15 protein-coding genes are annotated in these 15,982 nt (G+C 50.5%); all 15 read right to left on the bottom strand.

Features of this window, described 5'->3' with window-relative positions; genetic code table 11:
- Positions 1 to 12: 12 nt before the first annotated feature.
- The 15 genes from EBB_RS18810 to EBB_RS18740 all read right to left on the bottom strand — a co-directional run bounded on the left by EBB_RS18810 (position 13) and on the right by EBB_RS18740 (position 15,868).
- Positions 13 to 552, bottom strand: a complete 540-nt coding sequence (locus EBB_RS18810; protein ID WP_192395293.1) for a YfiR family protein — start codon at positions 550 to 552, stop codon at positions 13 to 15.
- A 63-nt stretch (positions 553 to 615) separates the two neighbouring features.
- Positions 616 to 2,601 (bottom strand): TOL_0244 family TonB-dependent receptor, encoded by a 1,986-nt coding sequence (locus EBB_RS18805; protein ID WP_192395292.1) that lies wholly within the window; start codon positions 2,599 to 2,601, stop codon positions 616 to 618.
- A gap of 387 nt (positions 2,602 to 2,988) precedes the next feature.
- On the bottom strand, positions 2,989 to 4,056 hold the full coding sequence (locus EBB_RS18800) for an SPM autocatalytic domain-containing protein (RefSeq protein ID WP_225587597.1): 1,068 nt from the start codon (positions 4,054 to 4,056) through the stop codon (positions 2,989 to 2,991).
- A 56-nt stretch (positions 4,057 to 4,112) separates the two neighbouring features.
- Positions 4,113 to 6,911: a class I adenylate cyclase gene (locus EBB_RS18795; protein ID WP_192395290.1), complete on the bottom strand. Its 2,799-nt coding sequence runs from the start codon at positions 6,909 to 6,911 to the stop codon at positions 4,113 to 4,115.
- Positions 6,912 to 6,953: 42 nt separating this feature from the next.
- Entirely contained in the window at positions 6,954 to 7,553 is a 600-nt protein-coding gene (locus EBB_RS18790) for a histidine phosphatase family protein (protein WP_192396398.1), read from the bottom strand.
- Positions 7,554 to 7,563: 10 nt separating this feature from the next.
- A complete protein-coding gene (locus EBB_RS18785) occupies positions 7,564 to 8,310 on the bottom strand; it encodes a phosphate/phosphite/phosphonate ABC transporter substrate-binding protein (protein WP_192395289.1) in 747 nt (248 codons plus the stop codon).
- 12 nt (positions 8,311 to 8,322) lie between these two features.
- The gene (locus EBB_RS18780; protein ID WP_192395288.1) at positions 8,323 to 8,799 is read right to left on the bottom strand and encodes a PAS domain-containing protein; all 477 of its coding nucleotides are present in this window, start codon (positions 8,797 to 8,799) and stop codon (positions 8,323 to 8,325) included.
- 27 nt (positions 8,800 to 8,826) lie between these two features.
- A complete protein-coding gene (locus EBB_RS18775) occupies positions 8,827 to 9,189 on the bottom strand; it encodes a roadblock/LC7 domain-containing protein (RefSeq protein WP_101052602.1) in 363 nt (120 codons plus the stop codon).
- Positions 9,190 to 9,229: 40 nt separating this feature from the next.
- Positions 9,230 to 9,886: a hypothetical protein gene (locus tag EBB_RS18770; RefSeq protein ID WP_192395287.1), complete on the bottom strand. Its 657-nt coding sequence runs from the start codon at positions 9,884 to 9,886 to the stop codon at positions 9,230 to 9,232.
- A 5-nt stretch (positions 9,887 to 9,891) separates the two neighbouring features.
- The gene (locus tag EBB_RS18765) at positions 9,892 to 10,428 is read right to left on the bottom strand and encodes a GTP-binding protein (RefSeq protein WP_192395286.1); all 537 of its coding nucleotides are present in this window, start codon (positions 10,426 to 10,428) and stop codon (positions 9,892 to 9,894) included.
- 19 nt (positions 10,429 to 10,447) lie between these two features.
- Positions 10,448 to 11,677 (bottom strand): hypothetical protein, encoded by a 1,230-nt coding sequence (locus EBB_RS18760; protein WP_192395285.1) that lies wholly within the window; start codon positions 11,675 to 11,677, stop codon positions 10,448 to 10,450.
- Positions 11,674 to 12,375 (bottom strand): type IV pilus assembly protein FimV, encoded by a 702-nt coding sequence (locus EBB_RS18755; protein WP_192395284.1) that lies wholly within the window; start codon positions 12,373 to 12,375, stop codon positions 11,674 to 11,676. The genes EBB_RS18760 and EBB_RS18755 overlap by 4 nt, the downstream gene beginning before the upstream one ends.
- Before the next feature lie 60 nt (positions 12,376 to 12,435).
- On the bottom strand, positions 12,436 to 13,827 hold the full coding sequence (gene argH / locus EBB_RS18750) for an argininosuccinate lyase (protein ID WP_192395283.1): 1,392 nt from the start codon (positions 13,825 to 13,827) through the stop codon (positions 12,436 to 12,438).
- Positions 13,828 to 13,862: 35 nt separating this feature from the next.
- Entirely contained in the window at positions 13,863 to 15,206 is a 1,344-nt protein-coding gene (locus EBB_RS18745; RefSeq protein ID WP_192395282.1) for an ATP-binding protein, read from the bottom strand.
- On the bottom strand, positions 15,203 to 15,868 hold the full coding sequence (locus EBB_RS18740; RefSeq protein WP_192395281.1) for a response regulator transcription factor: 666 nt from the start codon (positions 15,866 to 15,868) through the stop codon (positions 15,203 to 15,205). Before EBB_RS18740 ends, EBB_RS18745 begins: the two co-directional genes overlap by 4 nt.
- Between the last annotated feature and the right edge of the window lie 114 nt (positions 15,869 to 15,982).

Below are 15,982 nucleotides of genomic sequence, written 5' to 3'. Positions count from 1 at the left end.
CGATTATCTCTCCTAATTATCGCCGACAATTTTCGCTAAGCGCAGAAGGCTGGAACTAATCGTTAGCCCCGAACTTTTAACCATGGCAAGATTGATATGTAACTGTATTTTTCCATCCGTATTCACCATAGCCACCATGCCTCCCGATCCGATAAAATCGGCTTCTTCACCTATCGTCAACACCGGATACTGCTTGGTATCCAGAAAGACTTGCGACAACACACTATTGGACAACTCACTCAGAAACAGAATATGACATTGATTTAAGTTACGTAATTTATCCGTATTAATTATTTTAATTACTCTATTCCCAACTGCTTTACCGCTAATTGAATCAAAAGATTGCAATAATGCATTATCCCCCACCAAACAAACCTGCAAGTTATTTCCGGAATTGGCAAACGCCTGCTCCGGCCATTGCGTAAAGTGCGCAAAATTAAGCGTCAATGCGACCAATACCGTATATTGTTCAAGCGCCAACGGCGCTGCAGAAGACGCGCTTGAACTTATTAATATCACTACCAGCAGACAAGTTCTTATTGCGTTTTGCATATTAGCCGCAGCAATAATCTAATTAAATAGAAAAAACGCAAAACAGTCTATCTGCCAGCGGCATTAGAAATTCCAACTGATTTTTCCGTACATACCCCGATCAATAAATGTCGGCAGCACCAGGTTTTCTTGTTGATATTCCAAGTGACTATTAGTTAATAAGTTTTGGCCTACCAACGATATTTCCAGATCCGGCTCCGGACGCCAGGCCAAGCGCGCGTCCATCGTCACATAATCGGGTATGTAACTATTGCCGGAAGCCGTTGCCGCAACATTGTTACCTACATAGCGAAACCACACATCAAAGTCCAAATCAGGCCGAATATTGACCGCACTACGTAAATTCATTCGTTGTTGTGGGCTGACGCCGACTACCGCCATAGCGGTCTGCGGCACTTCGGTTTTAAGCAGGCTGTAATTGGCATCCCAACGCCACCAATCCAGCATTTGCCAGACAGTCGACACTTCGAAGCCATAGGTCTTGGCCTTTAAATTATTGCCAAAGGGTAAAGGCTGGACCAAAACACCACGAATAGGATCAAAATAAGCGGCACCTTGAGAAGCGTCGCGCATGTGCGCGTAATCGTTGTAAAACGCCGTCACATCCACCGATAGCGATTTGATCATAGTGGTGCGGTAACCCACTTCGTAGGCAATCACATCCTCACTGCGCAAGCTTGTGTTACCTTGCAGCGCCAATTCCACCGGTATAAAAAATGGCGACGACGGCGGCACGACCGCCGTGGTTAAGCGCATATTGGCTTCACCGCGGGAAGGCGTGCGCACTGCTCTGGATACCCCGGCCCAAAGCCGATGATTCAGAGCCGGCGCCCACATTAATCTGGCAGTGGGCTGGCCTTCAAATCCGGTGAAATCGTTATGTTCAAATTTGTTGCCCAAGGTCAACCACAGCGTGTGGTCTATCAATTCCATTTCGTCCTGGACGAAGGCGCTGAATAATTGATTTTTCCGGTGAGCGGGCGACATGCTGAAGATAGTGCTGCTTTCAAGGCGATCCGAGGTCAGTTGGTAACCCAGCCCCCAAATCAGCTCATGGCTATCAAACAAGCCCAAGCGATGCTGAAAATCCAAGTCAAAAGTATCCCGCCCCTCGGACATCCAGTTCTCATTGCGCCGATAATAGTCGTAAAACAATTGTAGAGACATATCGGACTGGGTGGAAAACGTGTGCTGCCAACGCCCCATGATATTGCCGCCGTATGCTTCGGCTTTATCGCGGGCAGTTAAATGATACGGCGACACCGCACTGGGCTGGGACAGAACCTGGTTGAGATGACTGTGATAAAGATCGCCCTGAAACTTAAGTTCGTCCGCTGACGACAGCTGAGAATCTATGCGAAACCCGCCCTGTACTTTGTCCCAATCGTCGCCGGCACCATGGCCTTGCGCATTGGTATTTTGATCACGTTTGAACCCCTTGGCATATACCCGGCCCGTCGTATCCTCGCCCAACTTGCCACCGTAGCGAAGCGCACCAAATCCCTGTTCCTCAGTACCACCGCCCGCAGCGATCAAACCGCCCTGCGTTTTCGAACTGTGTTTGGTGATGATGTTGATCACGCCGTTTACCGCGTTTGCGCCCCACAGCGTTGCGCCAGGCCCCCTGATCACCTCAATCCGTTCGACATCCTCCATCATCACATCCTGGTTTTCCCAGTAGGTACCGGAAAACATGCGGCTATAAGTATTGCGGCCATCAATCAACACCAATAACTTGTTGGCGAAGCGGGCGTTAAAGCCGCGGGCACTGACCGCCCACTTGTTCGAATCGATACGCGCCACGTCAAGGCCCGGGGCCATACGCAGTGCCTCGGGAATACTAGTCGCGCCCGTTCGCTTGATGTCATCGTTGGTGATTACAAATATCGCGGCCGCGGAATCGTTCAGAGCTTGGGCTTTCTTGGAGACTGAAGTCACTTCAACATTCAGCAAATCTTCCACATTCAGCTCAAGTACGTCTGGAGATGCGGCCTGCAAGACGCAGGCGTGACCAGTTAATACTAAAAATCCGACAACATATTTTTTCATAGGGGCTTCTAAGCAGCGCTTTAAGTCATTTAATTGTTATTAATCAGCAATCCCGGACATCTGGATTCCTACTCCGGCATGCGGTTTAACTATCAACCGGCCTTCATATTGACAGCGAGGGACATTCCCACCGCTTAAGGGCTTTATGGACCGCGAAGGGAATCAGTCCGGGTTCGCCGGAACAGCAATACTTGAGGATCGGGCTAACCATAAAGCATGGCATGTAATGATTGTTTCGATATTGTTTTGCAATGTGGGCAAGTCTAGCTCAATTATCGAATTCAGACTGATGATGAGGCAGGCGTGAGATGCGTAGGTATCCATGCTCAGCCAAGCCGGAAAAAATGCCCCGACTCGGCCGTAGGAAAATTATGGGGAAGCTTTGTTTCAAGCCAGGAAATTAAGTTGCTGCACGCTGCCGGCTTGGCCTTGTTCGGTTAAATAGATACCGCTACTGGCAATTTCACCCAGCGCTTGATTGGCGGTGTCTTTTAATTGAAACGGCGTCGTCAAATGACCTAAGTAAATCGCGCCGACATTTTTATCGCCCAGCGCCAATAATTGCTGTGACCCGTCATCATGCCGTTGCCAGATTCGCAGTTGTTTGTAGACCGCATCGCCGGCGTCGATAAACTGATTGTTATCGTCGTCATAAGCCGCTAAGTCGGCAAAGCCGTTGCCGCTGCGCGGACCGAACAATTCCGAACCGTCGTTAATTAGGCCATCCTGGTTTTTGTCCAATGCCAGCAGACCGCTGCCGGCTTTCAAACCGGCTATTTGATCCAAACGCCCATCGGCATCGATATCAAATTGAAATCGGCTACCGCTTAGCTCTGCGGCATTGCCGTCGAAATTGATGACCAAAGGGTCGGTTTTCGCGGCGTCGCCAGCGCGGATACTGAGATTGGATTCGGTATAAAAGCTGCGGCTCATCGACATTGACACTGAAAAACTCAGGGTTTGCCCATCTCGGGTGGTGATATTACCTTCGGCGCTGAAATTAGTCGTTTCGCTTTCGAAATAAGACTCGGATTTTTGGTAGACCAGTCCATACCCTTCGCGCTCCGGGGCCGATGTTGCCGGTGCTTGCTGTGGAGCCTGAATGGTCACAGAGTCGGCTTGCCCCTTGAGATCATCCGGTGCGAATAACTCAAAGTCGCGGCCGGTAATCTCCTTTACCATGCGTCTAATGATTTGCAACAGCAGATTATCTTTGGAACTGAGCGCCCTATTGGTATCCACGGTTTGCGCTGCGGTTGCCGAAGTTTGCGCCGACTGGCTGAGATCAAGGGTATCTTGAATGGCGTTGCGCGCCGTTTCGGGACGAGTCTTTCGCACTGTATCGGCGGTATCTTCCGGCTTATCGATCCAGATCCGCAGCGATTCGTTGCGTTTGCTGATCTGTTGCGCTTGATGTTGACTTTGCAGGTGGACGGCGGAATTCTGGATAATCATGGCAACCCCCATAGCTCGACTGGTGTGAGCTAAATATCGGCTGCGACCCGGAAATATTAAATATTTAGTTTGTCTTCTATTTTTTGCTTGTAGTTTAGGAAATGGGCGGCTTGTAACTGCTCGTTTCGGTCTGTGCCCAACAGACGACAAGGTACATCTATTTCAGTGATGTGAAACGGATAGTCGTCGCTATTTTTCCGATAGCCCAGTATGTGAGCGCGGATCGGTTTGAAGCTGTCGGCGTTGGCGACGGAAAACTTTTGTTCGTTACAATAAATGGCAATAGTACCGTCTTCCTCGGTCGCTATCCGGACTCTCAGATCCATCACACTGGCGCCTAGATTGACCGGCACGACTTGGCAAGACAGCACCCCCGCTGAATTGCGCTGGATTTCGTAAAATTTGACACTCAAACCATCCGGCAATTGCGCACGCGCCAGCAAAGTGCCTAAAAACACGGAATAGTGCGTGATGACATGCTCAGGATTGGCATTGCTATGCTGATGGACAAACAGCGCGCCTTTTTCATCAAGCACATAAACACCCACATGTTTGCTGGTTGCATGGTAAAAAACCTGAATCACATCAGCCAAATTCTGCGTATATAAAAACGGAATATAGGTTTGATCCAGTACGTAGGCATCAAAAAATACTGCAGAAAATTGCGGATTCGGTTTGGCTAGTTCATGCAGCAGTTGATTTTGGGTGTCCAGCCGGTAATAGCTCAGGCTGCCATTTCTTAGTTGGAACAAGCCATAACCGGTCTCCGCAGCCACGATATAGCGCTGCAAGCCGTCCCGAGCGGATGCAAAAAACTTGAGCAAATTGCCGAACAAGGCTTCGATGCGCAATATTATGCTTCTGCCGCGTACCGGGTTGTAACATAGCGCTTGGAGTTTATCGGCAGACAAGGGCGCGGCGCTGTTGTTGAACACATCGACCAGGCAGTTAAAAATCCCCTCTATGCCTATGTAGCGCTGCAAACTGGCCTCACCCCAACTGGATACGGATAGGCGCTGGATGCTCTGGATGAAACACTGACGGCTGTCACCATAACTCAAGGGGTCTGAGCGTTCGCTCATCACCAATTGTTGATTGTTGGCGTCGATAGCCAAACTTTCGCCGAGATTTATCACTAACAAGGACGACGAAACGCGATTCGGCTCTCCATAAACCTCCAGATCGCTCTCCTTACCAGGCAAATAGCGGCTTAGAAACGCGTTTAACTCATTAAACAGTTGATACAAATCATTGTTAGCGATTTTAAGACTGGGTGTAACCAGTTGCAGATTGAGCGATTTTTTATACAAGCCGTTTACCACGGCCCAGCATAAAACTTCGAGCAAGCTCTCGCCGGATTTAACCGCGCTTTCCAGAGAGGCTTTCTGCGACGCCGCTCGGTCATCGTATAAACACCAGCGCGGCGGCGCGTCGTCAGTAAGAACTTCGACCACCACCAGCAGATCCGGTTTGGCATGGACAGTGGTTCTGGTGGTGAGCACTTCGATTTTGTCGGGGCGTAAATCCAGGCTTGCGCGCAATTTCCGGCCGATCAATTTCAAGTCTCTGTTTTCCCGCTGCGCCTGGTCCAATGGCAAACCGGAAAACTTTAAAATCATCCGCAGGCATTGTTGCAGTTGATCGCGAATCACCACATGCTCGACACTGGCTTTCTTAATGTCCCAAAATTTTTGGCTAGCCAAATTATCCAGCAAATCCTCCGGCCATTCCCATTGACTTGCCACGCTATGCAGATAATCTTCACGCTGCAAGCGCACTCTGTTTTCAGTGAGGTTTTCGGACGCAGCCATGATCTTCATGTAAAAACATTCCCGAATCAGATTCAAGCGGCGTTTGGACTGAGCCTGGCGCAGATAGGCATCCACTTTGCGATACATCAGCAGATAAGGATCCAGGCTTTCGACACTGAAATCGCCTTGATACACCGCCTGTTTCAATGACAGACACAGCCACTGCGGGTCGGGAAATTCGCTGGCATAACTTTCCATCAGCAGCAGCTTCAACAAGGACTTATGCGGGGATGTCAAAGACTTGTATATATGCCAAAGCGTCGCGCTGACAAATTCCGCCATCGGCATATCTTCTAGGCCGCCGAAATCGACGACGTCGGTTTCCGAAATAAAGCGGTTCTCCAGCAAATGCCCAACATATTGCTTGTAGTATTTTTCCTGTTGCGGAGGTACCAACCACCAGACCGGTATCCGCCCGGCGATGTAAATCGAGGTGCGGTAAAACTCTTCCAACAACAGATAATGTTGGGTTTCCCCGCTACTTTCTTTAGAGATCGGCGTATTTTCGCCGCGCAAAAACTGCGCGGCATCGACCAGAAAAAAATGCGTCTCAATTTTTAAGGTCGCCGCCCATTTTTCCACTTCCTGGGTTTTTTGCCGCAATTCGTTTAATTCATCTGGCGCTAAAGTGGCTGAATGGCAAAGCCAAATATCAATATCGCTGTTTTTCGAAAACGCCATACTCCCGACGCTACCCATCAAAAAAATTGCCTGGATAGGATAGTGTCTTAAGGCCTTGCGCTTGTAGACAAAGCCTTTGGAAAACTGCTTGGCAACATCGGTGGTCTGCTTGTTGGGCGTGTAATCGGGAATACCGGCCGGACCTTCCAGCGACACGAAACCCGGCAACAAGGGATGGTTTTGATGAAACAGTAAAGGCAGCAGCTTCAAGAAATCCTGCTGGCGCGGCTGTAGAAAACTTTGTACGTGTTGCAAACGCAACTGATTGAAGTGCTTGAATCGTTGGGCAACCGCATAGAGATCTTTTTTGCTGATCTCTTCGCCCGGCGCGCCTAAATGGATGGGTAGGAATCGATTGGTCAAAACGGCCGCGCCTAAATCAAGTGTAAGGCCAGTATAGAGGAATCAAACCGGCTTATGAAAATTAAGCTGGATGAAGCGCCCGTTACCATCATCGAAACTGGTAAAACGGGTTAAACAGGCGTGCGGCAAATCGATATGAAAACTTTGGGTAACCGGCAGCTTGAAGGCATCCGCGAATACTGCTCTGATCACACCGGCATGGGTTACTACCAGTACGCGGCGTCCGGCCTGCCCAGCCAATAAATTCTCCCAGCCCTCCCTGACGCGGGCAGCGAATGTTTGGTAGCTTTCCGCATTGGGCGGGGTGAAATTGACGGGGTCTTTATAAAATGCCGCCAGTGCGTCGGGCCAGCGACTGGAAATTTGCTCAGCGGTTTGGCCCTCCCAAGCGCCGAAATCAATTTCACGCCATGCCGGTTCAATCACCAGATCCTGTTGCTGTTGTTCGCACCAGGCGGCGGCAAAGGAACGGCAACGGCGTAGTGGCGAACTGATCACCACGTCCCACTGCCCTGCCCCGCATTGGCTATACATCTGCCGCCAACCGCGTTCGGTCAGCGGATCGTCTGTGACTCCGCGATAATACGAACCGCCACGGGCTTCGCCGTGTCGCAGAAAATCGATTATGGTTGACTGATGCATCACGATGGAATCAGGTGTTCAAGGTGTCCATCAAATCGATCATGAACTCCATTTCCTCGTCCTCGATCCGTTGCCATGCGTTAAAGCCTAAGGCATTCAGCACCCCACCGCCTTTTTCATCCTTATCCATCTCCAGCAATATCTTTTGGAAGTCGGCGCGGCGATTCTGCAATCTCGGACCTATCATCAAAGAATGGTAGATGACGCTTATTTGGCTACGCACCAAAATCCGCAGCTGTTTTTTTATCACACCGGACAGGTTGTCATATGCCTCGGCCAAAATGATGCCGACATCCGCCTCGCCTTTCAGCAGGTGTTTGGCCACCAAAACATGATTGTCCGATAACAGCGGGGCGATATTCCCGGCGTGCAAATCGGCGGGCTCCAACATGATCATCCCCATCAGGCGCACATCCGGATCGTCGGTGAATGCCACCCGAGTATTCGGTTTTAAGTCGGCCACATCGTTGATATTACTGTTGGCGTTAACGGCGATGATCGCTTCGTCGGATTCTCCCTGGGCGCGTACCAGCGGCAGAAAACCTTTCTCTCTGACCAGCATCGCGGCATCGAAGGGATTGGCGTAAATCAAATCGATCTTATCGGCTGCGATGGCCTGATGCAGATCTTGATAGTGATTGTACATTTCCAAATGGATGGCCTCGGCGCTCTGCTTTTGCAACCAAGTGTTGAAGATATACCAACCCGACAGGTGGTCTGGGGCAAAATCCGGGCTGACTGTAAACATGTAAGACATGATGCTCCCCAATTAACTAAGTGTCGGATACAGTGCGATGCATTCATCGACTTTACTGCGCGAGGGTTTGCGGCGCACCGAGGTATAGCCAACCACCTTGCCGCCGCGCACATTCGGAATTACCGTGGCTTTTACCCAATAATAACCGCCGTCCTTACGCAAGTTTTTCACGAAGCCTTGCCATTTTTCACCGCGCTGCACCGTATCCCATAAGTCTTTAAACGCGGCGGACGGCATGTCCGGATGCCTGAGAATACAATGCGGCGCGCCGATTAACTCCGCTTCGGTATAGCCCGACATTTCCACAAATGCGCGATTGACGTGGCTGATGATGCCATCCGGCGTCGTGGTGGAAACAATTAACTTGCCGTCGGGATACGGCGTTTCAAGCTCGGTGTACAGCACTTTTCTGGATTGACCATCGCAATAGGTAAGTGTTGCTTCCTGGTACTCGCCAATGATGTCTTCGGGCGTCATATCAACGATCATGATTTACTCCGGGTTGCCGGTTAGGGTTTACAGCATTTCGGAAATACTCTCTGCCGCACGCTTCACATCAAGAAAGATGAGTCCGAGCTTGGCGTTGGGTTTGGCGAGTACGGTAAGCACGGCTTCATTACCGGCATAGGTCATTAGCACATAGCCCCTGGCACCTTTGATCAACACCTGTTCCAAATTACCGCGATTTAATTCTTGGGCCGTTCTATCACCCAATGACAACATCGCCGCACTCATAGCGCCCACTCGATCCTCGTCCATACCGGCTGGCAACACCGAAGCCATCATCAGACCGTCGGTGGAAATCACACCGGAGGCTTCTATATCCGCCGAAGTACCGTTCAGCTCGTTTAAAACCGACGTCAGCATGTCTGCTTTCATAATCTAATTCCTATTAACTAATGGGTGATATGCGATACGTTTAATTGGAAGCATCAGCAGCTTTGGTTAAATAACGGGTGATTAAAGCCCAGGCCAAGGTTACAAACTCCGCTTGGTTAAAATGCGGTACGCCGCTGATCGCCAACACGAAACGGTGCTTACCGACGAACATCGGCCAAAAGCCGATTTGACTGTTACCGAACGGATCGACAAGGGCCCAGGCATGGCTGGAAATGCCCATATTGTTAATCAGTAATCCGGAACGGCGTTTATGCACGGTTGCCAGTTCCGCGCTGAGCGCGGACAATTCTTCGGCGACCTCATGCGGAAAACCGCTGCACGCCAGATAAAACCCTTGGTCATCTGCCAATAGCACTTTACCGCTCTCGGAAATCGTTCCCAATAAATCCGGCAATATCGTCTCAAGCGCAGCCTGTGGTGCCTGTAAAGGCGTGTCTACGCCTTGCACCCAACCTAGCTTTTGGCAGTACAGCAGCAATTGCAAGGCTTTGTCCTCGTCATCGATTTCCATCAATGTTTGCAACTGCGCGATAGTCAGTGCCGGTGTCTGCTCCTGTTGCAGCAAGCGGATTAAAAACCGCCGGGGTTTATCGTTTTCCGGTGACGAGACAGCGTAGTAAGCACCAGCGGGAGTAGGATAGAGATACAGCCCGTTAATCAGATCAAATCTTTCCATGGTGATTACCCCGCCAAACCAGGATCCAGGGAATACAAAAGAGCTTGCACCAACAAAGAGACATCATTCTTTTCCCGCGCATCCACCGAAAAAACCGGCGGTTTCAAGCCAAAGCCTTGCAGTTGCGCATGGTAGTCTTCTATTGAGGGTGTGCTGCTTAAATCCATTTGGGTCACCCCAATCGCCACGCTGGTGTCGTCGATAAACTTACCGAACGCATCCAGAAAAAAACGCATATCCTGAAAAGGGTCTGCGCGGGTATTGTCTAGCAATAAAATTAAGCCGATGCCGCCGTTAGTCAAAATATCCCACATAAAATCAAACCGTTCCTGGCCGGGAGTACCGTACAAGTGAATTTTTTCGCCGCCCGCCAAATTCATTACACCGTAGTCCATCGCCACCGTAGTGGATGCTTTACGGTTTTTTGTCATATCGCTGGCAGCCGCATCAGTTTTAATCGGAGGCACATCGCTAATGGCATTGATTGCAGTCGTTTTGCCGGCGCCTACCGGGCCCGTGAAAATAATTTTGTATTGACTCATCGAGATTCCTTATCGTTTGCTAAGCGCCGCGCAATTTATTGAGAATTTTGCTTAATAAACCCTCATTCTTGGGTTTCTTGGTGGGTTCTACGGCAATCACCGCATCGGCCTGACGTTCGCTCTGTTTTAATATGCCTATCGTCTGGCAGGCGCTAATAAACACAAACACATACTGCGGTTTGACATGTAACAGACCGGCAACTTCCAACGGCGTTCTCGGTGCCTGAACCAACAATGCGGCAATGCGCAAAGCATCGGGCGTGATGACCAGCCTGGTGAAATTCGGCCATCTTTCTAAGTAGACCGGCCCTTGAATATCCAGGCCTATCGGGAAACGTCCTTTGGATGTCCAGATTGCCAATTTCCAGACAAAAGCCCCCATATCTTGAAACTTGTCTTCGGCGCGCTGAATGGCGGTTGTGGAATCGACTGCCGTCAAAATCATTTTGCCGACGGAGCCTTTACCCAATGGCATTCCAGCAAATGCGCGGGTTTGTTTATCGTCGGCATCTATCCAGACTTCCTGGCTTTCCGGAAAAATCGTCAAAGGTTTCCAAATCGAACAAAGTTGTAAAACACGCGACTGCAAATTGGCCGTTTTATATGCCGACATCACGTAGCCCAAAAAATACTGGCGCGGATCGTAACAGGCTGTTAACAGCTGCACCTCGTCGTCAAAATCGATATCGCTCAGTGTTCCCAAAAACGCTGTGAAGCCGCCTTCGTTCAACTGCATCGCCGAATGATGTTTGCTGGCTTTGTGGTGCTCAGCGGCATCACCTGTTTTTGGCGCCTTAGCCTTATTGACATAGACATCCATAGCCATTTTTTTCGGCTTATCGTCCATGGGCGGTTTGGGCTCATCAGGTATCTTTGCAGGTGCTTGCGCAATCTTCGTACGCTCAGCAGCGGCTTTGCGAGCCTCGGCAACCGCCTTAATTTTGTCCAGCACCGCCATTATTTGCTGGACATTCACCGGCTTCTTGATGAAATAAGTATTATCCAGTTGCAGATTTTGTAAGGACAATAAGATGATCGGTCGGCCCGGTGCGGCGGCTTTTCTGGCATCCAGAATATCCCGGGCTTTGGGGTGATCCGCGTCGATCATATCAATGCTGGCTTCGGCATCCTCGACCACGACGGCAGCCCCCCGACAAGGCCCCTTCAGATACATTTCCATGGTTTTATAGGTGCGGCTATCCATGCCATGCAGAGCGATTCGAAATGGCGTTTTGTTCGACTTGCTCATGATGCCTGTCCTTCAAAATAGTTTGCCAATTCCAGCCATTCACCCTCCAGCACCACGCCGGAGTCGCTAAATCGCTGCCGATTGAGCTGAAAGCGCTCCCGGTTTTTTGTAGACTTATACAGCTCTAACAAAGCCAGTTGCAAATCCGGACGATCATGCTGCAGGTTGATGCCCGTTTCCAGCACATCCATGGCCTGCTCCAGCTGACTGTATTCGATAAAATCGTTGGCTAAGGCCAAATAATCATGTTGGGCTTCTGTTTGCTGTCTGGACTTTACCAGTTCGCGGCTAGCCAACAGACCTTTGCTGAACAAAGAATATCGATTAGCTGGCGGCGTCTGCCCGTCAGTTTTAAGCAAATCCTGACATTGCTGGACAAGCAGCCGCGACTGGCTAGCTTGTATCATACGGCGACTGATCGAAGCGCCCTTCCCATCCAAAATAATCATTAAATCCAACAAGGCCGCGTAGAGTTGCTCGGACAGGCGCCGGTCGTAACAAAAATAAATCCTGCGTAGATGCGCCAGTAGATCTTTCGGGTTTCTACTAATTTTAAAAACTAATGCGGTCAATGCGTAATCAGCATCGGCGCTGGGGCAGCTAAACAAACTAAGCTCCCGGTCGTGCCAAAAGTCGGTTTCTTGCGGGATTGCATCCAGCGATGGTCCAGCAAGCAGTCGGGAAAAATATTGGGGCATGCCACCCTCCGAATCAAACGATGCTCGAAGGGTAGCAGTTAAAATGCCAAATTCCAGGATTTAGTGGGGTATTTGTTGTCTTGCTTCACATATTGCCTGACGAACGGCGGCTGGCGCCGTGCCGCCGATATGATTGCGGGCAGCGACCGAGCCTTCCAATTTTAGAATATCGAAAACGTCGGCTGTAATGGTGCCGGAAAAGCCCTGCAACTCTGCGAGAGTTAATTCCGATAGATCCCGCTCTGTTTGCAGTCCTAAGCGCACAGCTTGACCTACGACTTCGTGGGCGTCGCGAAAAGGCATACCTTTGCGGACCAAATAATCAGCCAAGTCGGTAGCCGTGGCGAAGCCTCTTTTTGCGGCGTTGTACATGTTTTCGCGTTTGGCTTGAATGCGCGGCATCATGTCGGCAAAGGCCCGGAGACAATTGATTAAGGTGTCGGCGGTATCGAACAAGGGTTCTTTGTCTTCCTGATTGTCTTTGTTGTAAGCCAAGGGCTGGCTTTTCATCAGCATCAACAAGGACACCAAATGCCCCGTAACCCGGCCGGATTTGCCGCGCACCAGTTCCGGTACGTCAGGGTTTTTCTTTTGCGGCATGATTGATGAGCCGGTGCAAAACGCATCCGGAATGTCGATAAAATTGAATTGCGCACTGGCCCACAGCACCAGTTCTTCCGAGAATCTCGACAAATGCATCATGATTAAACTAGCGGCCGCGGCAAACTCAATCGCAAAATCGCGGTCGCTGACCGAATCCAAAGAGTTATTCGACGGCCGAGAAAATCCCAACAATTCGGCGGTCATGAAGCGATCAATAGGATAGCTGGTGCCAGCCAATGCTGCGGCGCCCAAGGGCATCACATTCAGGCGTTTACAGCAATCTTGCAGACGTTCTTTGTCACGGCACAGCATCTCGAACCACGCCATCAGATGATGGCCGAATGTCACGGGCTGCGCGACTTGCAGGTGGGTAAAGCCGGGCATGATGGTGTCGGCCTCGCGTTCCGCCACATCCAACAAAGCGATTTGCAGGCGTTGCAACTGCGTCAATATCGTTTCGATTTCGCTACGTAAATATAAGCGAATATCAGTCGCTACCTGGTCATTACGCGAACGGCCGGTATGCAGTTTTTTGCCGGCAATCCCGATCAAATCAGTCAAGCGCGCTTCGATGTTCATGTGCACATCTTCCTGCTTGATTGACCAGACGAACTCGCCGCGTTCGATTTCACCGCCGATTTGCATCAATCCGCTGCGAATGTCGGCGAGTTCCTGCTCGGTCAGAATACCTATTTTGCACAGCATGGCCGCATGCGCCAACGAGCCTTGAATATCTTGCCGGGCCATGCGCCGGTCAAAATTGACTGAAGCGGTAAATTCTTCGACAAACGCATCGGTGGCTTCGGCAAAACGGGCGCTGGAAAGTTTTTCGGTGTTAACGGTGGTCATAAGCAATCAAACGGTAAATGCAAAAGAAGGGGGAATTATACCGATGCTGCGGCTATCCACCTGGGGAATTGCACTGTTACTCGCAAACCGCCCAGTTGCGCGGAACGCATGATCTCCAGGGTGCCGCCATAAAATACGGCAATGTCGCGCGCAATCGCCAAGCCTAGCCCATGTCCTTGTACCGCTTCGTCCAGCCTTAAACCGCGCTTACTGAGTTGCTGCATTTCCTGCGCTGAACAACCCGGACCGTCGTCTTCGACACTGATAGTAATGCCGGCGCCATGTTCAACCGATACTATGACCTGCTTGTCAGCCCATTTGCAGGCGTTATCCAGCAAATTACCGGTCAGCTCCAACATGTCTTCCCGATCAAAATTAATTAGTTGATCGGGGGCATTGAGTTCGATCGCTAAATTTTTCTCCGCATACACATTTTGCAACAGCATGACTAAGGCAGTGAGTTCTTGCTGCGGATTAAACATGCTGGCGGTTTGCATATTACCGGAGATGCGGGCGCGTTTTAATTCTCGCTCGATGCGTTCATGGATCGCTTGAGTTTGCTGTTGCAGCAGATTACGCAGCTCGGGATGGGCATCCAGTTGCGAATTTTCAGCGAGACGAAACAGCATCGCCAACGGCGTTTTCAGCGCATGCGCCAAATTGCCAATCGCGGTGCGGGACTGATGCAAGCGCCTCTCAACCAACACCAACAAGCGATTAACTTCCGCAACCAAAGGTTTGATCTCCGCCGGCACCCTGGCCTGGATCTGTGACTGGTGGCCATAGGCGATTTCCGCCAATTCGTCGCGCGCCGCCTGCAACGGTTTCAGCGATCTGTACACATCGTTACTTTGCAAGGCAATTGCCGTCAACAGCACCATGGCGGTCAGCACCAGATAGGCGAGCCGAATGTGGTCTATATCATGGCCAATATCGCTTAAATCCTCGGCGATGCTAATGGTGATTGCATGACCAAACCGCTCGAAACCTCGACTCAAAACCAGTAAAGGTTGGTGATGCGGTCCATCAGGAAAATGGAATTGCCTGGCGGTATTGGCCGGCTCAGTAACAAAAGGCAAAACGTCGTCTTGCAGCGATTTTGAAAAATAGGCTTTTCCAGCCACCAGGATCACAAAGTAATGACCCGAATAGGCTTGGCCGTAAACCGTGCCGGCATGCGAGCTATCGAAGATCAGTTGTCCTTCCGCGTTAAGCGTCAAGGTATCCAGCAACGAATCGCCATCGTGCTGCAAGCGGGTCAGCATTTGTTTTTCCGCCACGGAGCGAATCACCCAATCTGCTGCCAACCAGTGTCCCGCAAACACCATACTCAGGATAATGATCAGGCCGCGGTTAAGACGCTGGCGTAATGAGATCACGGCTTGTCACCAAAGATGTAGCCTTGCCCACGCCGGGTAGCGATCAAATCCTTACCCAATTTACGCCGTAACCGATTGATATACACTTCGATAACGTTGCTGGCGGGGTCGCCATCGCATTCGTAGACGTGCTCAAGTAAATGGGTTTTGGTCAGCAGCTTGCCGGGATGCAGCATGAAATAGCGCAGCAAACGAAATTCGATTGCCGTCAGCTCAACATGCTCAGCACCATCAACGCTGACCGTTTGCCTGTCTTCATCCAAGGCCACGCCGCAACCACACAGTTGCGCCTGCATCATCCCGTGCATGCGCTTTAACAGGGCCTGGATGCGGGCCTGTAACTCCTCGATATGAAACGGTTTGCCTAAATAGTCGTCGGCGCCCACTTTGAAGCCGTCGACTTTTTCATGCCAAGCGTCCCTGGCCGTCAGCACAATGACGGGCACATGATTGCCCGCTTGCCGCCAACGTCGCAGTACTTCTAGTCCGGGCATTTTCGGCAAACCTAAATCCAGGATGACGATATCGTAGGATTCAGTCATCCCCAAAAACTCGCCGCTCTCGCCATCCATGGCCAAATCGACCGCAAACCCGGCTCTTTCCAGATCAGCTTTTAAAGATCGGGACAGGCCTGGATCGTCTTCTACCAGCAATAGTCGCATAGTTGAGTCATAAAAAAACTTGGTTTCAAAGAGTTACTCGGAGAAGCGTATTTTAACCCCGAACTTTTAAGATTGGATTTATCTCGGTTTCCTACACTAGCTACATCCGCAACT

Origin of the sequence: Methylomonas fluvii (assembly GCF_014850975.1) — a bacterium.
Lineage (GTDB): Bacteria > Pseudomonadota > Gammaproteobacteria > Methylococcales > Methylomonadaceae > Methylomonas > Methylomonas fluvii.
Note: the sequence above shows the minus strand (reverse complement) of the source record. Positions and strands in the feature narration are given on the sequence as shown.